Below are 20,460 nucleotides of genomic sequence, written 5' to 3' on the forward strand. Positions count from 1 at the left end.
CTTTAGTATGACGTTAACGCTGATATTACTTATCGCTACCATATTTGTTAATGAAGTATTTTTCAGACTGTAGATGTTGATCTTTGTGTTCAATCTCACAAGCCACTCTAGCATCGATATAGCTTTTCATTTGGGCGCTAGAAAGCTGAGCATCGTTATGATCCAAGTTTTTTGCAAAGTCAGTAACCGCATCACAGTTATTGATGATGGACGTACTTATATCAGTAGTGTGCGCGTTAGCAGTGGTAATACCGATAAGTACAGATACCGACAGCAGTACTACTTTTTTGAATGAGCCGTGAATTTTCATATAAAGCCTCTTTTGTAAGTTGTTAGGTGTTTGAGTTATTAGGTCATTAAATTAATGACCTGTAAAAATAATTCATAGCTGCTAGATATTAGGAACGAGCCACTATGTTTCATTCATATAGATTAGCAAAAGAAGACTGACAATCTGATTACGAGCACATGACATTTTTGTCAGTTACAAAACGTTTTTGTCATCTATATTGATTAGGATGTCAAAGAATCATAATCGTATTGAGGGGTTACTATGAAAATACTACTGGTAGAAGATGAGTTGAAACTAGGCGAGTATATAAAAAAAGGTCTGAGTGAAGCTGGGTTTATTGTCGAGCATCACCTAACAGGCCTAGATGGCTATCACGCATTGATGACAGAAGAGTTTAGCGTGATCCTAATGGATGTGATGCTGCCTGATGTTAGTGGCTTTGAGCTGGTGCGCAATTACCGAGCAGCGGGTAAGCAAACACCTGTGCTCTTTCTAACGGCAAAAGATGACTTAAGCGATAAGATAAAAGGGATTGAGATTGGAGGCGATGATTATTTGACTAAACCTTTTGCGTTTGCAGAATTGATCGTCAGAATAAAGAGTCTGTTACGACGCGCCAATCAAGCCGATTATCAAAGTACGATCCTGCAAATAGCAGATCTCAAGATGGATATTGCCAAGCGCACGGTACATAGAGGCGGCAAGCCTATTAAGCTCACGGCAAAAGAGTTTTCCTTACTACAGTTTTTATTAGAGCGCCGAGGTGAAGTGCTACCACGTACCGTGATCGCCTCCCAAGTATGGGATGTGAATTTTGATAACGATACCAATGTGATTGATGTGGCGATCAGACGTCTTCGTATAAAAATAGACGATGGTCATGAGGCAAAGCTCATTCATACTGTGCGCGGCATGGGCTATCGCTTAGAGGCGCTGGCTACTGAGGTCCAAATTGATGCGGACGGAGACGATTCTAAATAGCATGAACCATACACTCAGAAACCGGCGCTGGTCACTGCTATGGCGAACGATTTCCTTATTGACAGTCTTCGTTATTATCTCTCAGGTCATCATCTATGCATGGGTGCAGCGCTCTGTGAGTGGACACTTTGAGCAAATGGACTCAGAGATTATCACCCATGCGGCTTTTAACCTGCGCAAACGCATGATTGATGTTAACGATCACATAGAACCATTCACAGTGTCAAAGTCCCAATCACTCATTAATGACAATCACTTGCATTCCTCTTGGCTAGATTATGATTTAAAAACCTTAGTAGCAGATAAAAAAGGCAAATTATTATCCAGTGACCCTAGTAATTTCATTCATAATTTACCGCCCGATTTTAGCTTGTTATCACTATGGCAGGATCATCACGAGCAGCAGTTTATGATCAAGATAAATAATAGGCATTACCGAGCAATTATTATTCCAAATCAAGAGGTTTTGGCGTTTATTGCATTACCTATCGATGTGCATCATCAATATCTTATCCAGTTTAATCGCCAGCTGAGCTTGATACTCACAGCCATCACCTTGTTGTTGGTTTCAGTAGCGGCATTAAGTGTGTATTGGGGGTTTGCGCCTTTGTCCACTATCGTACAAAAAATGAAAGGCATAAACATCCAAAGGTTAGACGAAAGAGTTGCGGTTGACGATATGCCGTTAGAACTGAGGCCACTAGCAGAATCTTACAATTCAATGATGGTCAAGCTTGAAAGTAACTTTGAGTCTTTGTCTCGGTTTTCAGACAATATTGCCCATGAGCTACGTACGCCAATAGCGACGCTGAGTACACAAACGCAGGTCATGTTAACTAAGCCAAGAGAAGGCGACGAATATATCGAGCAGCTACATCATCAGCATGATACGTTAGAGCAGTTATCCGCCATGATTAACAATATGCTGCTACTGGCAAAAACCCAAAAAGGATTAAGTGACTCGCAAATCAGTCACGTGGATACAGACAGCTTAATCACAAAGCTCGTTGATTACTATGAAATGATTGCAGAAGATCGAGGGATAACTTTTGAGAAATCAGGTAAGTTCGAAAGAGTATTAGGTGATGAAGGCTTATTGCAACGGCTGTTTGCCAACCTGATGTCAAATGCGATTTATTATGCAGCTAGTGATAGTACTATCATGATATCCGCTACCGTCTTCACCTCAACCACCTCACTTAATGTAGCAGAAGACGAGGTTCGACCCTCAAAGCAGCCATGGTTGAGACTAACGATAACCAATCGTTTAGACAAACCGTTAGATCAGAGTCAAGCCGATAAATTATTCGAGCGATTTTATCGTCATGATAAAACTAGCCATAAGTATGCAGGTACAGGGTTGGGATTATCTATCGTGCAGGCTATCGCTAATGCACATAAAGGTACGGTTGGTATCACTATCAAAGATGAGTATTTTTTTGAGGTTACTGTAAGATTATTGATGGCTTAACAAGGTAAATCAAAAGAAGATAAACTCAAAACGTTGTTGTCAAAAACTCAATATCGGAGTATTTGCAAGTGTAGTCCAGAACCGTTTCTTCAATGCATTCGAAAAATCGTTAAGATCTAAACTACGGCTGAAATGCCTGACTGTTTTTTCGAAATTATAGCAGCCCATTTCTACAGTAATTTATTCCGATATTACTTTGATGAGTTAATAATTCGCTTAATCAGTAATTTCTGAAAAATTTAAGTATAAAATACGTACATTAAAACCATAAAAAATGATTGAATTCTATACTTAACTAGTGACCAAAATTGATATTCATGTTGCTATAAACTCCTTTAAAAGACGCTAAACGTCACACCGATAAATCCTTCCTATCCCTTTATTTGTATAGTATGGTAGGTTGTTATACATTAATATAACTTAATGAAATATGGTGGTTCTAGCCTCCGAAGCCGAGGGTCGTGGGTTCGATTCCCGCCGAGCGCACCAATTATGATGTTTACAACCTCGCTCCATCAATTCCTTATTGCTATCCTAAACTGATCTACTCATCAAACCTACATATCAAAATGTTAGCAGTCTTTCTGTGTGCGCATACATATAGTGCTCTCACCTATATAAAACTCACTCTGCGTCTTGTAAATTAGCTGTTAGCTGAGCACGGCTAGGTATACGGTGATAATTAATTACTGGTACCTCACCCAAACGACGCTGACCCTCAGCAATTTTTTTATCAATCGTAATCATCGCCATTTTTTTGCCTTGTTGGCTGATGAGCAAGTGATTTGCCTTACGAGTGACTCGATAATCAGGAAAGTACTGCTTTAATAATGCGGATGTTTTTTGCAGGGCATCATTCGGTACTGTATTTTTTGACTTGGCACTACCGTGCTTTTCGCCTGCTTTTGCCCCGCGCGATTTCGCTACCAACCATAAAATTACGATGATGGCGAACAATATGACAAGCCACCAAATTCCGTCTATCATAAGAAAAAATATCCATTACTAACAAGGGTTGGCTCATGTTAGCAGAATTATCACCAGCGGTAATAGCAGAAGTAAAACTTGCGGCAACATTGTTGGCATCGAAAGAGCGCATTTGCATTCTGACAGGAGCAGGCATTTCAGCAGAAAGTGGTATTCCGACGTTTCGAGATAAGCAAACGGGCTTGTGGGAGAATTATCGCGCGGAAGACTTGGCAACCCCTGAAGCATTCGCTCGCGATCCAAAGCTAGTATGGTCATGGTATCAATGGCGGCGGCAGATGGTTGCAGATAAAGCACCAAATCCAGCCCATCATGCATTGGCTCAGTGGCAGTATCATGCGCAAACCTCCGATCAGCAAGTCACACTTATCACGCAGAATGTCGATGACTTACATGAGCAAGCTGGTAGTTCGGTAACTCATCTGCACGGTCATCTGTGGCGTAATCGCTGTGGTCAGTGTGAGATACCTTATCCAGAACAATCAAGAGCCGCCTATACCGAGCAAGATACTATACGGTTGGATGATAAGCTGATTACTTGTCCGCATTGCGACGGTTACATCAGACCAGATATTGTGTGGTTTGGTGAAGCACTACCTGTACAAGCATGGCAGACTGCCGAAGAGGCTGCGGCTAACTGTGATGTATTTATCAGTATCGGTACGTCGAGCTTGGTTTACCCTGCGGCCGGACTCTCACAGTTAGCCAAGCAGAACGGTGCGCAAGTTATCGAGATAAACCCCGATCCAACACCGAATACCATCGTCGATATCACGCTAATAGAAAAAGCTGGAGTAATTTTGCCGCTGTTGATAGCAGAGATTACTGCTTTATAACTGCGACTGCTTATAAATGTCATTATCTGATAAACAATGAAAAAGGCTTAACGATTGCTATCAATCGTTAAGCCTTTACTATACTAATAGCCAATCAATATCTATTGCAATAACGCGTCCACTCTCGCCAAGTAATCTTCTTTTAGCTCGTCACTGATAAATGCCGATTTAAACGAGTTTTTTACTAACGTAATAACATCTTCTTCTGTTATCGGCAGATTCTCATGTAGATTGATAAAATTTTGATTCACGTAACCTTTGAAATAGGCAGGATCATCTGAGTTGACGCTGATATTTAGACCATAATCCAAAAGCTCTTTGATATTATGCTCTTTGTAATTATCAAATACTCGCAGTTCGATATTTGAGTTCGGGCACACAGTCAATGGCATCTGCTCGTCTTTGAGCCTTTGCATCAGCTCTGGGCTTTTTATCGATTGCACCCCATGGTCGATTCGATTGATATTCAATAAGTCCAATGCTTCGTAGATATACGAAAAATCAGCCTCTTCACCCGCATGGGCGACCAGTTTAAAACCTTCTTCTTTGGCTTTTTTGAATACCTCTTTGAACTTCGATGGTGGGTTACCAAGCTCCGACGAGTCCAGACCGACACCGATGATGTCATCTTTATAGTCCAGCGCTTGCTCTAATGTCTCAAATGCTTCTTCTTGCGATAAATGGCGTAAGAAACACATGATGATACAAGAGGTGATGCCGTACTTTTCTTTGGCATCGGCAAGTGCTTCTTTGATACCTGTGATTACCGCTTCAAAAGGCACGCCGCGTTCGGTATGTGTCTGCGGGTCAAAGAATATTTCAGTGTGAATGACATTGTCTTCAACACACTTAAGCATATATTCCCACGTCAAATCATAAAAATCATCTTTGGTCAGTAAGACATTCGCGCCGGCATAGTAGATATCTAAAAAACTTTGCAGATTATTAAAGTTGTATGCGGCGCGCACGTCTTCTACGCTGTCATAAGGAATTTCTACGTTGTTCTTTTTTGCCAGTCTGAACATCAGCTCAGGCTCTAATGACCCTTCGATGTGTAAATGAAGTTCCGCTTTTGGTAGTTTCTGTATTAAATCAATCATAGTATTCCAATAATGGTGTTATCGAGACGCGCTGTGGACAATTTATATATATTCGCACCCTCTTTAGACGGTACGGATATGTTACGTGCGATATTTTAGCATCAAAACCCTAGAGACGAGAACAGCCACCTTCGACTCTATCAATCATGTGTTTAGAGATGCCGTGCTACTATTTTAAAAATACCACGGTATCAGACAGCTCATTGCCTGCTGGATTTTGCTCAAGCTGATAGTACTGGCGCAGCACTTGTCCCACTTCATCCAACAATTCAGCCAAGCTCTCTTCTGTTTTCTTATTACTGATACCTGATACTGCTTTTTCGCACATGGCACGCCAGACGGTTGGGCTTACATGAGTGCTGATACCGCGGTCAGCCACAATCTCTAATTGATGCTCGCAAATATTGACATAGATCAAGACGCCAGTGTTTTCTTCGGTATCCCAGATTCGATACTCACTGAACAAGTCAACGGCGCGCTCGCGGCAATCCATATGGTAAGCGTCTTGAATTGGCAAATGGTTTTCGACAATCAAAAACACCTCACCGCGATGCCCACGCTCAGCGCGTGTCACCTCATCTGTCAGGCGTGCCTTGGCTTCTGCTGTCAGCCACTTGCTATGCAGCAAAGGTACAAACAAGACCTGACGCCACCATCGAGCAAAGCTAGAAGTTGAAGCGTGGTTTTCTGCCATTATATTTTTCCTCAATTACGTCATTTTTGATGGTTATTTGGGTCTATTTACTGGGACTCTATTTTTGGCTTTTATTAATTTGAGTCTTTACTAATCTGAGCTTCTAATAACTAATCTGAGCTCTTAATAAATAGACACTTACCACGAGCCACCAGCACCGCCGCCGCCGAAACCGCCGCCACCACCACCAAAGCCGCCGCCACCAAAACCACCACCACTACTGCCCCCACCCATACCTGGTAAGAAAATCATGCCGCCGCCTCTGCGTCCACCTTTACCGCCGCCGCCTTTGCCACCACCGCCGCCACGTGAGATTAAAAACAGCCATATAAATATCGCCATAATTAATGTCATAAAAAAGCCGCCACCAAGCGCCAAGGAACCCGCAAAAAAGCCGCCTGCCGTGATAATAGAACCAAATACTCGGCCTAAGATGTTGGTAATAAAACTGCCAAATATCATAGCCATAATAAATAAGAAAATAGGTGATGGTAGCTCATCTGAGCCTTGCTCGGCACTACGCTCAGCAGCTTGCGCATCAGCACGTGCCAATACCTCAGGATCAGCCGTTAGACGTGCCTTGAGTGCATCCACGCCAGCCAGTATCCCAGCGCCATAGTCATTTTGCTTAAATAATGGTGTGATGTCTGCACGGATGATACGGTTGACCGCTGCATCTGGCAACACGCCCTCTAGACCATAGCCGGTTAGGATATACATATCACGGTCATTAACTGCAACGACGATTAGCAGACCATCATCAATATCCTTGTCGCCCAATTGCCATTTTTCAGCTACTTGTAAGGCATAATCAAATATAGGCAGGCCATTGGTGGTCGGTACGATAACAACCGCCGCTTGTGCCAAACCTTGCTGATAGATATCTCTCAGCTGCGCCTCTAAGCGCTGCTTTTCTTGCGGATTTAAGATATTAGCCTGATCAACGACCGGCTCGTTGAGTATCAGTTTGTCAGCATCAACGCTCTGGGCACTTGAGGTTACTGGTGGCTGAGCTGGCGCTTGCGCACTAGCGGTTGCCTCGTCATTTGCCGCGCTTTGATTAATAGCATCATTACCAAGCACCGCACCATTGATGGCGTCATTATTCAGCACTGCATCATTGATCGCTTCGTTGGATTCCCCAGCTTTGGCAATGGCCACCAAGTCTTCGACACTACGGTTTTGTAGATTCGAGGTGCTATCTGTCGCCGCAGCATTATTGCCAGCATCGGTATTGGGCGCAGCATGCAGCACTGATGCACCGCTGACGCTCAGTGTAAACAGTAATGCTGATAAGATTGCTTTTGAATTATTCATCTAATCTCTACCACCTCAAATGACATTTTTATAAATTAATAGACATTAACTAATAGTCATCAGCTAAATAAATAGAGCGGCATACACCGCTCTATTTTTGTATATTTCTAATGCTTTCTACTCTGCTTTTGCAGAATCGCCAAAATCAACACTTGGCGCTGTCGAAATGGCATCTTCATCAGTAACGGTAAAGTTTGGCTTGGTATCCATGCCAAATACTTTTGCGGTGATATTGGTTGGGAACTGGCGCACAGTGGTATTGTAGCCCTGTACTTCTTGGATATAGCGATTACGCGCGACTGCGATACGGTTTTCAGTGCCTTCTAGCTGTGCTTGCAAATCTTGGAACAGCGCATCTGATTTTAGCTCAGGATAACGCTCAGACACTGCCATCAAACGTGACAGTGCGCCTGTCATTTGTTCCTGCGCCTCAGCATAACGCTCCATTGCTTCTGGGTCATTGAGTACTTCAGGCGTCACAGTGATGCCGCCCGCACGTGAACGTGCTTCCGCCACTTGGGTGAACACTTCTTGCTCTTGTTCAGCATACTGCTGTACGACTTTGACCAAGTTTGGTACCAAATCGCTGCGGCGCTGATATTGGTTGACCACTTCTGACCATGAAGCCGTTACTTGCTCGTCTTGCGCCTGAAGATTGTTATAACCACAGCCGCTCAGACCGACAGTAGATGTCGTCAATAGTGCTGCTAGCAACATCGGCTTCATAATAGATTTACGCGTCATCGTTGTTTCTCCTAATAATGATAAATAACAAATATCTGGTAACACGTTTTTTAATAATTTTTTTGCGCTTATGCCTTCACAATCATCTAACGGTCATATGCGTTCTATATTTTGTATAAAGGCGTGCTTGTAGCTTCTATATATACAGACACAACATGAAAAACCTCTCATGCATATTGCTCAATCTTATAGGCTACAAGATATACTGCTCATAATGGCGCTATCATGATGCTTTTACAATTGACCGTTACCAAAACACAACCGCAACTTTCGACTGCTATTTTGTTTTAAAAGCATTCATTTGAGCTAAATATTAATATATAAAACAAAAGTCTACTAAATAATTTACAGTGAATAGATCTAGGTCATTATTGCAGTCAGTTGTAAGTGAAATGATGGCATCAAAACAAAAATTATCCGTCCATACACAAAGAAATTTCTAGTAATTGGTACAAAAATATGGCAAATTGCAGTTACGTAGCCGTACGGTTTGAATACATTTGGTAGTGGACTTATAGTTTGATACGTATTAGAGAGTTGACAGCTGTGATAAAAAAGCAGTTACTCACTCTTAGATACTCCACTAATACATTCAATCCGCCATACCAGCAGTGTAGCCAATCGGGACGGCTCATAGCAAATTGAATACCCTCATCATGATGAGTATTCAATTATATAACCGCCTGTTTTATCCGCGGGTTAACTTATAACTCATCTCATTCATAACGTGATGATAGGACACCGCAGTAGTTGAAGCTGTAGAACAATCAAACACACAGCTGATATCAATGCTATCAATGATAAGCGCTATAAAAATAGTCTGTGTCACTGATGAAGCCAAGCGGATAAATACAGACAACTACAGTCCATTCTTGGTGGCTAAGCACGTATGAGACTTAACTAATATAGATATGAGTCGATGCAGATAATTTAACTGCTTAACTTAAATAAGTAAGTTAACCAGTTAATTTACTCCTAGCATACAGAGCCACCTTGAGACAGTACTAGGAATATACATATGGAAGGTTTAGTTAACTTAGTAAACGGAATTATCTGGAGCCCAGCACTGATCTATCTGTGCTTGGGCGCTGGTCTGTTCTATTCCATCTTGACGCGCTTCGTACAGGTGCGTTTGTTCGGTGAAATGATCAAATTGCTATTCAGTGGTAAGTCTAGTACTGATGGTATTTCATCCTTTCAGGCACTAGCCGTTTCCCTCGCAGGACGTGTAGGCATGGGTAACATCGCTGGGGTAGCTGCTGCTATCGGCTTCGGTGGTCCAGGTGCCGTATTTTGGATGTGGATCGTGGCCTTCCTAGGCGCATCTACTGCCTATGTCGAGTCTACCCTTGCACAGATTTACAAAGAAAAAGATGTGGTGACTGGCGAATATCGCGGTGGCCCTGCTTATTACTTTGAGCGTGCCCTTGGTCAAAAGTGGTACGGCATCCTCTTTGCCATCGCTTCTATTTTATCATGTGGTATGTTCTTACCTGGCGTACAGGCCAACGGTGTTATCAGTGCATTCGCACAGTTAATGGGTGAAGGTACGATCATGAACGTGGCAGGCCTAGAAGTCGGCTCTATGCGCTTGGTCGGCTTAGCCATCATCTTAGTCGTACTAGGTGTCATCATCTTTGGTGGTATTAAGCGTATTGCAACCTTTACTGAGTTTGCCGTTCCGTTTATGGCAATTGGTTATATTGCCTTGGCCTTAATCATCATGTTCAGTAACTTTAGCTTGATCCCAGATGTATTCGGCATGATCGTTGGCGATGCATTCACTGCACAAGCAGGTTTTGGTGCAGCAATCGGTTGGGGTGTTAAGCGTGGTATTTACTCTAACGAAGCGGGTCAGGGTACAGGTCCTCACGCTGCTGCTGCTGCTGAAGTTGAGCATCCATCACAGCAGGGTCTTGTTCAGGCATTCTCAGTATATGTTGATACGCTACTGGTTTGTTCTGCGACTGCCTTTATGATTTTATCTACTGGCATGTACAACATCCAAGGTACATTACCAGATGGTCAGTTCATCGTTCAAAACGTTGCCGCTACTACTGAAATCAACGCCCCTGCCTTTACGCAAATGGCAATGGAATCGGTATACGGTACGTTTGGTAATGCCTTTATCGCAATCGCTGTATTCTTCTTTGCCTTTACAACCATCCTAGCTTATTACTATATCGCTGAAGTAAACGTGGCTTACTTGACACGCTTCCTCGGTCGCGGTGCCAATAAAACAGGTCTATTCTTAGTAAAAGTATTGATCATGGTGATGGTTGCTTACGGTGGTCTAAACTCAGCTGGTTATATCTGGGCAATTGGTGACATTGGTGTTGGCCTTATGGCTTGGCTCAACATTGTTGGTATCCTTGTTATCTTTATCGTGGCTCGTCCAACGCTTACCATGCTTAAAGACTACGAAGCACAACGTAAAGCTGGTGTGGCACGCTACAGTTTTGATCCTGCAAAATTCGGTATCAAAAACGCACCTTATTGGGAAGCGCGTCATCTAGCAGAACAAAAAAGAACGAATGTAGATCCACTACGTAAGTAACATAAATAATATGCGCTAACGTAGCTACTGCTCAATCTTATTCAGTCTTACTAAAAGCCCGAGGCAATGGTCTCGGGCTTTTTTATTGAAGTACTTTCATATGCATTACCATTCAATTCAATATTCAAACTAGGCCTACGCAATTTACAGCGTCCTATAAACCTATAGAAAACACTCGGCTATTTGTCTCTAGACGATTGCTCTAAATCTTTTTCCCTTTACGTTCCTCTTAGTTGCTAAAAAATTCGGACCATCTGAATAGTGCTTTTATCACGAATAAGCAAAGCCTATGTTTTGATACCTAACTACTATATCCCTGATTTGTAACCACAAAAAAACCCAGCTTTATAGCTGGGCCTCTTTAATATACTTATTAGCTTATGACAGCTAAGTTCTTATCACAACTGAGTTAAAGAAAAACTTACTCAGGCATCAATACTGCATCGATAGTGTGAACCACACCATTGGTTGCCATGATATCAGTACCTGTGATGTTAGCTGTGTTACCAGTCGCATCAGTAATTACGTTGGCATCGCTAATAGAAATCGTTTTGCCATTAGCCGTTTCGATATCAGTACCATAAGGGATATCAGCCGCTTTCACTTCCATAGGTACTACGTGATAAGGCAATACTTTTTTCAGCAAGTCTGTGTTAGCCAGTAATTCTTCTTTCGTTACGCCTAGCTTTTCTAGTACTGGAGCAAATGCATCATCAGTTGGTGCAAATACAGTGTACTTAGTATCTTCCATTAGCATCGTATCAAGACCAGCAGCTTTTAATGCAGCTGTTAAAATGGTTAGGTTTTCATTGTTTGCTGCAATTTCGGCGATGGTTTGAGTCGCTTCCATATTCATGTCGTCTGCCATTGGCGCTGCTTCAGTCTCAACCATTGGATCCGTCTCAGCTACTGGCTCTACTACGACTTCTTCAGTAGTAACCTCAGGCTCAACTGGATCTGCGACAGTTTCAGTGTCATTACATGCTGCTAATGACATGGCTGCTGTTACGACTGCGATAGATAATAGATTCTTCTTTAACATGGGTATTTCCTTTTAAATGATTGGTTGCGTCATGTGTTTAACAGACAGTTACTTTTAATAAATTTAACAGTGACTGATAAATCGTGGATATGACTAAATAACCAGCCATAGTTTTAAGTCCGCTATATCAATAACTATAATTCTAAAGGTTTAATTTTTAATTGATACTTACTTAAGTAGTAGCACTGTATCAATCACGTATATAGCATTATCAACTTGTATACTCGTTATTGCGTTCTTTAAAACACAATTGCGCTTATTTGATGTCTATAATCGTTAAAACTGCTGTAATTTGTATTTCATGCTGCATGATTGATTATCAAATACTAAAACAGCCATTATCAAATGATAAACTCATCAAATAATAGCTGCTTACTTAAGCTTCATCACAAATGTAGATGTTATTTCGCTAAAGCTTATTTAGGTAGTAGCACTCTATCGATGACATGGACAACACCATTAGTAGCGGCAATATCTGTTTTTACGATGTTTGCAGTACGGCCGTTTTCGTCCATCAATTTACCTTGGTTGGTTACCATTAGCGTGTCTTTGCTAGCGGTCATGACGTTACCAGGCTTCACGTCTTTGGCATACATGGCCATATCACCGCTTATGACGTGATAACCTAATACTTTTCTTAGCATTGCTTTATCAGCAAATAGTTGCGCTTTGGTCATACCTGTTTCTTGTAGCGCTTGCATAAATGCAGCGTTAGTTGGTGCAAATACCGTATAGTGTGCATTCGGATCAGACAGCATACCTGCTAGACCTGCTGCTTGTACCGCTTCTACTAAGACTGAAAAATCAGAATTACTTTGAGCAACTTGTACCACATTCATTTTTGCCATAGTTTGGCTATGCATTGGTGGTTTCATATCTGCGCTTTTTGCTGGCATCATATTATTACAAGCGCTTAGGCCAGCGATAGAGATAGCTAGCGTACCGATAGTTGCAATTTTAGTCAGTTTCATAACATTATCCTTAATGATTGAGTATGTATTTGCTTATTGTCTTACAGGTTAGATTGTCTTCTGATATCAGTTGCTCGTGCTGTCCAATTCTTATCTTTTTGATAAGCAACATCTAGATAGACCAACAGAACAATAATAACTTTTTGCCCATAAGTGACTTATAAGCAAAACTTACAAAGACCTAATTCTTCTGAAATCAAATTAACATGTATGAAACCTTTATCAACCTGCCTTTACGCAACTTTTTGTAGTACAGGTGTAAACTGTGTCGGACTTTTAAGCATAAGCGTTGGCTTTCATTTGCAGAAGCAAAGCTTTGTGTAATCCATAAGCGAAATGATATTCATTTGTGCACATATTCTTCGTGAAATACAATGTAACGCTATGCTCAGCAGCTCAGTGAATAGGTATCTGCTTGTCTATGGTAAAAGTAGAATGGGCAGTATCCATGTGTGCTATATTTTTCATGCTAGAATAATTCAAATTTGACGATTTCCTTTATAAGACTTTGTACTCTATTGGTTTGTTACTCCTTCCTTTTATAATATTGACGATATAAGCAGCGCACCTATGACTCAAACGATGACCTCACCGACCTCTTCTCACTCTGATACTACTTCTGACGCATCATCCGCTGATGACTTTATTTTGACGCCGCCTGCTGTCTTTCCTTATAAGGAGCAGCAACTCACCGCGCGCGCCCGCATTACTGAGCAGATGGCATCACGCATTTTGATGTTAGATGGCGCAATGGGTACGCAGATTCAGACCTATAAACTAGAAGAAGCAGATTATCGTGGTGAGCGTTTTGCCGACATTGACCAAGATGTGCGCGGCAATAATGATTTGCTGGTGCTAACCCAGCCGCATATGATTAAAGATATTCATCACGATCATCTGTTGGCTGGTGCGGATATCATCGAGACCAATACCTTTAATGGTACGCGTCTGTCGATGGCTGACTATGACATGCAGTACTTGGTACCCGAGCTGAATAAAACAGCAGCCAAGATTGCACGCGAAGCCGCTGATGAGTTTACGGCAAAAACACCTGAAAAGCCGCGGTTTGTCGCTGGTGTCGTTGGCCCAACCTCACGCACGTGCTCGATATCACCTGATGTCAATGACCCTGCCTTTCGTAACATTACCTTTGATGAGTTGGTCCTAAACTACCGTGAAGCGACCTTATGCCTGATAGAAGGCGGCGTCGATCTTATTTTGATTGAGACGATCTTTGATACGCTCAATGCCAAGGCGGCAATATTTGCCATCACAGGTGTGTTCGAAGATATCGGCTTTGAGCTGCCAATTATGATTTCGGGCACAATCACTGATGCGTCAGGTCGCACGCTATCTGGTCAAACGGCGGAAGCGTTCTATAACTCGATTCGCCATGCCAAACCACTATCTGTTGGCTTTAACTGTGCGCTTGGGGCGGATGCGCTGCGTCCGCACATCCAAACATTGTCAAATATCGCTGATACTTACGTCTCTGCGCATCCAAACGCAGGTCTGCCCAATGAGTTTGGTGAGTATGACGAAACCGCTGAAGAAACCGCCGCCCTACTCGAAGGCTTTGCCAAAGCGGGAATCTTAAACATCGTTGGCGGCTGCTGTGGTACAACGCCTGAGCATATCCGCCAAATCGCTAAAATGGTAGCAAACTATGCGCCACGCGTGATTCCTGAAATTCCGCCTGCCTGCCGCTTATCAGGGCTAGAGCCTTTTACCATCAATGCTGACAGTTTGTTTGTCAATGTCGGTGAGCGTACCAACGTCACAGGCTCAAAGAAATTCCTACGTTTGATTAAGACCGAAGCCTATACCGAGGCTCTTGATGTCGCTCGCGATCAGGTCGAGGGCGGCGCGCAGATCGTCGATATCAATATGGACGAGGGCATGCTTGACTCCAAGCAAGCGATGATTCATTTCGTCAACTTGGTATCAGGCGAGCCAGATATCAGCCGTGTGCCGCTGATGATTGACTCGTCGAAATGGGACATCATCGAAGAAGGCCTCAAGCGTACGCAGGGTAAATCTGTCGTCAACTCCATCTCCCTAAAAGAAGGTCATGCTGAGTTCGTCGAGCGCGCCAAATTGTGTATGCGCTATGGTGCAGCCGTTATTGTCATGGCGTTCGATGAAGACGGACAAGCTGACACTTACGAGCGCAAAATTGAGATATCGAAGCGCAGCTATGACGTACTGGTCAATGAAGTGGGGTTCCCTAGCGAGGACATTATCTTTGACCCCAATATCTTTGCCGTCGCCACGGGTATCATCGAGCACAACAACTACGGCGCGGACTTTATCAATGCCACGCGCTGGATCACTGAGAATCTGCCAAATGCTATGGTCTCAGGCGGGGTGTCCAACGTATCGTTTAGTTTCCGTGGTAACCCGATTCGTGAAGCGATCAACTCTGTGTTCCTATTTCACGCGATCAAAAACGGTCTGACTATGGGTATCGTCAACCCAGCCATGCTTGAGCTGTACGATGATATTCCTGTCGAGGCGCGTGACGCTATCGAAGACGTCATGCTCAACCGCAATCAAGGTGAAACGGGTCAGGATGCGACTGAGCGTCTCATGACGGTCGCTGAAAACTATCAAGATGGCGGCAAGAAAAAAGATAGCACGGTCGATATGAGTTGGCGTGAAGGCACAGTAGAAGAGCGTATCGCCCATGCCCTTGTCAAAGGCGTGACCACCTTTATCGAAGAAGACACCAAAGAAGCTTGGGAGAAATATCCTAAACCGCTAGAAGTCATCGAAGGGCCACTCATGGACGGTATGAATATCGTCGGTGACCTATTCGGTGCCGGTAAGATGTTCCTACCGCAAGTCGTAAAATCTGCTCGCGTCATGAAGCAGTCCGTCGCGTGGCTAAACCCGTATATCGAAGCGGAAAAAGTCGAAGGCGAAGTCAAAGGTAAAATCCTGATGGCAACCGTCAAAGGCGACGTGCATGATATCGGCAAAAACATCGTCGGCGTGGTGCTTGGCTGTAACGGTTACGACATCGTCGATCTGGGCGTGATGGTACCGTGCGAAACCATCCTCGATACCGCTATCAAAGAAAAAGTCGATATCATCGGTCTGTCAGGGCTGATTACGCCAAGTCTCGATGAGATGGTCTATGTCGCCAAGCAAATGCAAGAGCGCGGCATGACCCTACCCTTGATGATCGGCGGCGCAACGACGTCGAAAGCACATACCGCCGTCAAGGTAGAGCCGCAGTATCAAAACGATGCGGTCATCTATGTCTCGGATGCCTCGCGCTCAGTCGGCGTGGTGACCAAGCTGCTATCCAAAGAGCACCGTACCGCCCTCATCGATGAGACCCGCGAAGAGTACATCAAAGTACGTGAGCGACTGGCTAAGCGTCAACCAAAAGCCGCCAAGGTCACCTATGCTGAATCGGTCAAAATTGGCTTTCAGTATGATTGGGAAAACTACGTACCACCAGTGCCAAACAAGTTAGGACAAGTGATATTGGATGACTATCCTATTACCAATCTGTTGCCATACATTGACTGGACGCCGTTCTTTATCTCTTGGGGTCTGACGGGTAAATACCCGAAAATCTTGCAAGATGAGGTGGTTGGTGAAGCGGCGGGTGATCTGTTTGAAAACGCGCAAGAGCTGCTACACAAAATGATTGACGAAAAATCAATCGTCGCAAAAGGCGTGTTCAAACTCATGCCAGCGCGCCGTACTGACTCAGACACCGTTACCGTGTATAACGATGCGCCTGCTGATGGTGGCAAACCGACCTATCAGTTCGAACACTTACGTCAGCAGAGCGACAAAGCCAGTGGTAAGCCAAACCTGAGCTTGGCGGACTTTATTTCGCCATCAGACACGCATACCGATCATTTGGGCGGTTTTACCGTCTCTATCGTCGGTACAGAAGCGCTCGCTGAGCACTATAAAGCGGCAGGCGATGACTACAACGCCATTATGGTGCAAGCGCTGTCTGACCGCTTAGCTGAAGCCTTTGCCGAGCATCTGCATGAGCTCATCCGTAAAGAATATTGGGGCTATCAGCCAACCGAGTCACTCACCAATGAGGAAATGATTAAAGAAAAATACGTCGGCATCCGCCCTGCCCCTGGCTACCCTGCTTGCCCTGAGCATACCGAAAAAGGCAAATTGTTTGACTGGCTCGGTACGGTCGAGGCAATCGGTACGACCTTGACTGAAAGCTATGCGATGTGGCCTGCGTCATCGGTCAGCGGATTCTATTACTCACATCCTGAGAGTGAATACTTCAATGTCGGTAAGATCAGTCGTGATCAGTTAGAGAGCTATGCTGAGCGTAAAGGCTGGGATATAAAAACGGCGGAGAAATGGTTAAATCCGAACTTGTAGATTTTAAAACTCAGTCAATGCTTAAATAATTTATCGCTGTTTTTTGGCTTATTCATTTAATATGAGTAAGCCATTTTTTATGGCGCATCCTTTATTTACTATCAGCAAACTTATCGCTACGTTCATAGCAAAATACTTTTATCATTCATGGTCGATAACCATGCTAGATTATTGTCTGCTATATTACTTTTATTGTTGTGAGACAGGCTATGAATCAGATTGCATTACTCTCTAGTTGGATTGGCAAAACCTTTGCAATCTGGGCATTGGTCAGTGCTGTGTTGGGCTTTGTATTTCCTACATTTTTTGCTTCATTAGCTTTTTTGATTGTGCCGATACTTGGCATCATCATGTTTGGCATGGGTATGACACTCAAAACCGAAGATTTCCTAGAAATTGTCAAACGCCCCAAGCCTGTCTTGGTCGGACTGTTGGCACAGTTCACGCTGATGCCATTGATCGCTTACCTATTAACCGTCATCTTTAACCTTGATCCTTTAATCGCGGTCGGTGTCATCTTGGTAGGTTGCTGCCCTGGCGGTACGTCTAGTAATGTGATTACATTTTTGGCAAAAGGGGATGTGGCGCTGAGTGTCGCGATTACCTCTATCTCTACCTTACTTGCGCCTTTTTTGACGCCTATTCTATTAAACGTGTTTGCCGGTCAGCTGATCGATATCGACCTAGCCAGTATGATGATAACCATTACTAAAATCGTCATCTTGCCCATATTACTCGGTGTTATATTCCATAAGTTTTTGGGTAAAAAAATCGAGTTCGTCACCGAGGTATTGCCAATGGTGTCGGTGTTGGGTATCTCTATTATCATCGCGGCCGTAGTCGCAGTGTCTAAAGCGACTATCCTAGATAGCGGTGCAATCGTCTTTATTGTCGTTGCTCTACACAATATGCTGGGGTATACCTTGGGCTATGTGATTGCGCGCTTGTCTGGATTTACAGAGAAACAACGCCGCGCGATTATGATAGAAGTGGGTATGCAAAACTCTGGTCTGGGCGCTGCCCTTGCGGCAACTTATTTCAACCCTGTCGCTGCCTTACCGAGTGCGATATTTAGTGTATGGCATAACTTTAGTGGCGCGTTGGTTGCGAATATTTTTGCTAAGAGGGACGGTAAGTAGGGAATTTATTTTTTGTGTCTTGGTTATGATTGCTTTAGCGTCGGCAAGATTAGCCGTGATCGGTTAGAGAATTATGCTGAGCATAGAGGTTGGGATATTAAAACTGCTGAGAAATGGTTGAATTCAAATTTGTAGATCAATACTAACTATTTATATAAATGAAAGAAATATACATATAAGTCAAATTCTTTCTTAAAAGTGAAAGCATGTTGCTTCGCATCTTTATCTCTTGTGAAATAAATTACTTAATGACACTATTACTATCTACTCCATAACATAAAGGTATCTATCATAATGTATGACAATGCATTGAAAAATCCAAAAAATATTAGACAATTATTTGAAAAACTAGAGAAAATTAGAATACCAGCCTATCAACGCGCTTATAGTTGGGAGCAGAAAAATTGCGAACAATTCTTTGAAGACCTCATGGAGCAGAATGGCAAAAGCTATTATTTAGGTCAACTATTATTTGAGAAAGATGGAAGTAAATTTTTTATTATTGATGGACAGCAACGTCTTACCACCACTCTGCTATTTCTTTCTGCTCTAAACAAAGTTAAATCTGTAAGAGGCGAAGAAACTGCAAGTATTAAAGATACTTACTTAACTGATGTTTTTAGAACAATTGAAGATGATCAAGTTATATTCAAAAAAGTAACCCAAAAACATTTGATATCTAAAATCGATAATACTGAAACGCTTTCTCAAAAGCGAATTGTTAACGCATTTGTATTATTTGAAACTAAATTAGATGATTTAGATAATGATAGATTATCTCAGTTACAGCATTCTCTTGAAACTGCTGTTATAAATACCTTTTATATATCAAGTAAAGTTGAGGCAACACAAGTCTTTGAGTATCAAAACAATAGAGGCAAGTCTTTATCTACATTTGAAATAATTAAAGCTTATTTAATGCATCAGCTTTATATTCATAGCCCAGATAATGCACAAGCAAATAACGCAGTAAAAGACATCCAAAATAATATTTCTAAAGTATATAGATATATTGAATGTGTAGAAGGTTATTTTAGCGAAAGCGAACTTCTTAATAATTATTGTCTTTTATTTTATGGAATCCAAGGTACAACCGAAGATGTTAAAAAACAATTAGAAAAACAATCCGATAGAGTAAATTGGATTCAACTATTCTTTGAAAATTTTGTAGAACTCACTCACAGTGCTAAAAGTATAGTTACGAATAAAGATGACAGCACGCTAGCTAATCTTTTCTTGCTTGGTAATGCTGCTAACTGGAAGATTATTGCTCTAGCCTTATATTATAAAGGTGAAAATTCTGGCGATAAATATCGAAACATATTAAAACTACTTGAAATTCTATGTTTTAAATTAAAGCTAGGTGATTATCGTACTGATAGACTCCCTACTTTTGCAAGAAACTACTTTAACAGACTAAAGGATTATAATTTCAATTCTCTTTATATTGAAATAAAGCAAGCTACTGAAGTAGGGTTTAACTGGTATTGGAATGATAATGATAAATTCAGGAACATAATTAATAATTATTTTGATAGTGATAAAATGCATTATAGTGGAAATAGAATTAAGTTTGTATTATGGCAGTATGAAAACCACCTACGCTCTCAGAGTCGTTCAGGGTTATTGATGGATAAAGCATTGTTTGATCAATATACAATTGAACATATTAATCCTCAAAACCCTAAACATAAAGAGCATTCAGAGTTATTTAAGAAAGATTATCTACACCTATCAGGAAATCTAGCTTTATTGACAAGGAGTCAGAATAGCCAGTTTACTAACAAATCTTTCGAAGATAAAAGAGATCTATTTCAAAACACTGCCTTGATCAGCTATACCGAGATCAGAAATAACTCTCAATGGGAAGAAAATGAAATTTTAAATCGCCATGAAAAAATTTCTAACTTTGCTAAAGTTTATTTTGATACTTCAAAAATATAATAGACTCAACA

The 20,460-nt window shown here is 42.2% G+C and carries 15 protein-coding genes; 7 read left to right on the plus strand and 8 right to left on the minus strand.

From position 1 onward, the window contains the following. Nucleotides 1-25 precede the first annotated feature (25 nt). Entirely contained in the window at nucleotides 26-310 is a 285-nt protein-coding gene (locus tag QO189_RS10825; protein ID WP_290176795.1) for a hypothetical protein, read from the minus strand. Between the two features lie 243 nt (nucleotides 311-553). Between QO189_RS10825 and QO189_RS10830 the strand changes: the two genes are divergently transcribed. After that, a complete protein-coding gene (locus QO189_RS10830; RefSeq protein ID WP_290176797.1) occupies nucleotides 554-1,273 on the plus strand; it encodes a heavy metal response regulator transcription factor in 720 nt (239 codons plus the stop codon). A gap of 1 nt (nucleotide 1,274) precedes the next feature. Beyond that, the gene (locus QO189_RS10835) at nucleotides 1,275-2,744 is read left to right on the plus strand and encodes an ATP-binding protein (protein ID WP_356639141.1); all 1,470 of its coding nucleotides are present in this window, start codon (nucleotides 1,275-1,277) and stop codon (nucleotides 2,742-2,744) included. A 624-nt stretch (nucleotides 2,745-3,368) separates the two neighbouring features. Here the strand turns inward: QO189_RS10835 and QO189_RS10840 are convergent. Then, nucleotides 3,369-3,731, minus strand: coding sequence for a hypothetical protein (locus tag QO189_RS10840; protein WP_371532721.1), 363 nt, complete (start codon nucleotides 3,729-3,731; stop codon nucleotides 3,369-3,371). 35 nt (nucleotides 3,732-3,766) lie between these two features. Here QO189_RS10840 and QO189_RS10845 point away from each other — a divergent pair, with 35 nt between their 5' ends. Then, nucleotides 3,767-4,567, plus strand: a complete 801-nt coding sequence (locus QO189_RS10845; RefSeq protein WP_371532722.1) for an NAD-dependent deacylase — start codon at nucleotides 3,767-3,769, stop codon at nucleotides 4,565-4,567. A gap of 101 nt (nucleotides 4,568-4,668) precedes the next feature. On the opposite strand, the gene QO189_RS10850 is transcribed toward QO189_RS10845, so the two are convergent. The 4 genes from QO189_RS10850 to QO189_RS10865 form a co-directional block, all read right to left on the minus strand. Next, the gene (locus tag QO189_RS10850; RefSeq protein WP_371532723.1) at nucleotides 4,669-5,667 is read right to left on the minus strand and encodes an adenosine deaminase; all 999 of its coding nucleotides are present in this window, start codon (nucleotides 5,665-5,667) and stop codon (nucleotides 4,669-4,671) included. Nucleotides 5,668-5,836: 169 nt separating this feature from the next. Next, nucleotides 5,837-6,361, minus strand: coding sequence for a TPM domain-containing protein (locus QO189_RS10855; RefSeq protein ID WP_371532724.1), 525 nt, complete (start codon nucleotides 6,359-6,361; stop codon nucleotides 5,837-5,839). Between the two features lie 138 nt (nucleotides 6,362-6,499). Next, nucleotides 6,500-7,678: a YgcG family protein gene (locus QO189_RS10860; protein WP_371532725.1), complete on the minus strand. Its 1,179-nt coding sequence runs from the start codon at nucleotides 7,676-7,678 to the stop codon at nucleotides 6,500-6,502. Between the two features lie 117 nt (nucleotides 7,679-7,795). Then, nucleotides 7,796-8,422 carry a LemA family protein gene (locus QO189_RS10865; RefSeq protein WP_371532726.1) on the minus strand — a complete coding sequence of 209 codons (627 nt, stop codon included), beginning with the start codon at nucleotides 8,420-8,422 and terminating at the stop codon, nucleotides 7,796-7,798. Between the two features lie 1,018 nt (nucleotides 8,423-9,440). On the opposite strand from QO189_RS10865, the gene QO189_RS10870 reads away from it, so the two are divergent. Next, nucleotides 9,441-10,979 carry an alanine/glycine:cation symporter family protein gene (locus QO189_RS10870; RefSeq protein WP_371532727.1) on the plus strand — a complete coding sequence of 513 codons (1,539 nt, stop codon included), beginning with the start codon at nucleotides 9,441-9,443 and terminating at the stop codon, nucleotides 10,977-10,979. 421 nt (nucleotides 10,980-11,400) lie between these two features. Here the strand turns inward: QO189_RS10870 and QO189_RS10875 are convergent, their stop codons facing one another. Together QO189_RS10875 and QO189_RS10880 are read right to left on the minus strand one after the other, a co-directional pair. Continuing rightward, entirely contained in the window at nucleotides 11,401-12,021 is a 621-nt protein-coding gene (locus QO189_RS10875) for a fasciclin domain-containing protein (protein WP_371532728.1), read from the minus strand. A gap of 416 nt (nucleotides 12,022-12,437) precedes the next feature. Beyond that, nucleotides 12,438-12,992 carry a fasciclin domain-containing protein gene (locus tag QO189_RS10880; RefSeq protein WP_201599130.1) on the minus strand — a complete coding sequence of 185 codons (555 nt, stop codon included), beginning with the start codon at nucleotides 12,990-12,992 and terminating at the stop codon, nucleotides 12,438-12,440. A 570-nt stretch (nucleotides 12,993-13,562) separates the two neighbouring features. On the opposite strand from QO189_RS10880, the gene metH reads away from it, so the two are divergent. From metH to QO189_RS10895, 3 genes are all read left to right on the plus strand, one after another. Then, nucleotides 13,563-17,366, plus strand: a complete 3,804-nt coding sequence (metH, locus tag QO189_RS10885) for a methionine synthase (RefSeq protein ID WP_371532729.1) — start codon at nucleotides 13,563-13,565, stop codon at nucleotides 17,364-17,366. A 209-nt stretch (nucleotides 17,367-17,575) separates the two neighbouring features. Then, nucleotides 17,576-18,505: a bile acid:sodium symporter family protein gene (locus tag QO189_RS10890; RefSeq protein WP_371532730.1), complete on the plus strand. Its 930-nt coding sequence runs from the start codon at nucleotides 17,576-17,578 to the stop codon at nucleotides 18,503-18,505. Between the two features lie 294 nt (nucleotides 18,506-18,799). Beyond that, nucleotides 18,800-20,449, plus strand: a complete 1,650-nt coding sequence (locus QO189_RS10895; RefSeq protein ID WP_371532731.1) for a DUF262 domain-containing protein — start codon at nucleotides 18,800-18,802, stop codon at nucleotides 20,447-20,449. Nucleotides 20,450-20,460 lie beyond the last annotated feature (11 nt).

This window comes from Psychrobacter sp. Arc29, from assembly GCF_041431175.1.
In the GTDB taxonomy this organism is placed as follows: domain Bacteria; phylum Pseudomonadota; class Gammaproteobacteria; order Pseudomonadales; family Moraxellaceae; genus Psychrobacter.

What these genes read in the sequence shown, in the direction of transcription:
- QO189_RS10830 (WP_290176797.1), top strand. Translation starts at nt 554, where the DNA reads ATGAAAATACTACTGGTAGAAGATGAGTTGAAACTAGGCGAGTATATA.
- QO189_RS10825 (WP_290176795.1), bottom strand. Translation starts at nt 310, where the DNA reads ATGAAAATTCACGGCTCATTCAAAAAAGTAGTACTGCTGTCGGTATCT.
- QO189_RS10845 (WP_371532722.1), top strand. Translation starts at nt 3,767, where the DNA reads ATGTTAGCAGAATTATCACCAGCGGTAATAGCAGAAGTAAAACTTGCG.
- QO189_RS10840 (WP_371532721.1), bottom strand. Translation starts at nt 3,731, where the DNA reads ATGATAGACGGAATTTGGTGGCTTGTCATATTGTTCGCCATCATCGTA.
- QO189_RS10895 (WP_371532731.1), top strand. Translation starts at nt 18,800, where the DNA reads ATGTATGACAATGCATTGAAAAATCCAAAAAATATTAGACAATTATTT.
- QO189_RS10880 (WP_201599130.1), bottom strand. Translation starts at nt 12,992, where the DNA reads ATGAAACTGACTAAAATTGCAACTATCGGTACGCTAGCTATCTCTATC.
- QO189_RS10865 (WP_371532726.1), bottom strand. Translation starts at nt 8,422, where the DNA reads ATGACGCGTAAATCTATTATGAAGCCGATGTTGCTAGCAGCACTATTG.
- QO189_RS10890 (WP_371532730.1), top strand. Translation starts at nt 17,576, where the DNA reads ATGAATCAGATTGCATTACTCTCTAGTTGGATTGGCAAAACCTTTGCA.
- QO189_RS10835 (WP_356639141.1), top strand. Translation starts at nt 1,275, where the DNA reads ATGAACCATACACTCAGAAACCGGCGCTGGTCACTGCTATGGCGAACG.
- metH (WP_371532729.1), top strand. Translation starts at nt 13,563, where the DNA reads ATGACTCAAACGATGACCTCACCGACCTCTTCTCACTCTGATACTACT.
- QO189_RS10850 (WP_371532723.1), bottom strand. Translation starts at nt 5,667, where the DNA reads ATGATTGATTTAATACAGAAACTACCAAAAGCGGAACTTCATTTACAC.
- QO189_RS10870 (WP_371532727.1), top strand. Translation starts at nt 9,441, where the DNA reads ATGGAAGGTTTAGTTAACTTAGTAAACGGAATTATCTGGAGCCCAGCA.
- QO189_RS10855 (WP_371532724.1), bottom strand. Translation starts at nt 6,361, where the DNA reads ATGGCAGAAAACCACGCTTCAACTTCTAGCTTTGCTCGATGGTGGCGT.
- QO189_RS10875 (WP_371532728.1), bottom strand. Translation starts at nt 12,021, where the DNA reads ATGTTAAAGAAGAATCTATTATCTATCGCAGTCGTAACAGCAGCCATG.
- QO189_RS10860 (WP_371532725.1), bottom strand. Translation starts at nt 7,678, where the DNA reads ATGAATAATTCAAAAGCAATCTTATCAGCATTACTGTTTACACTGAGC.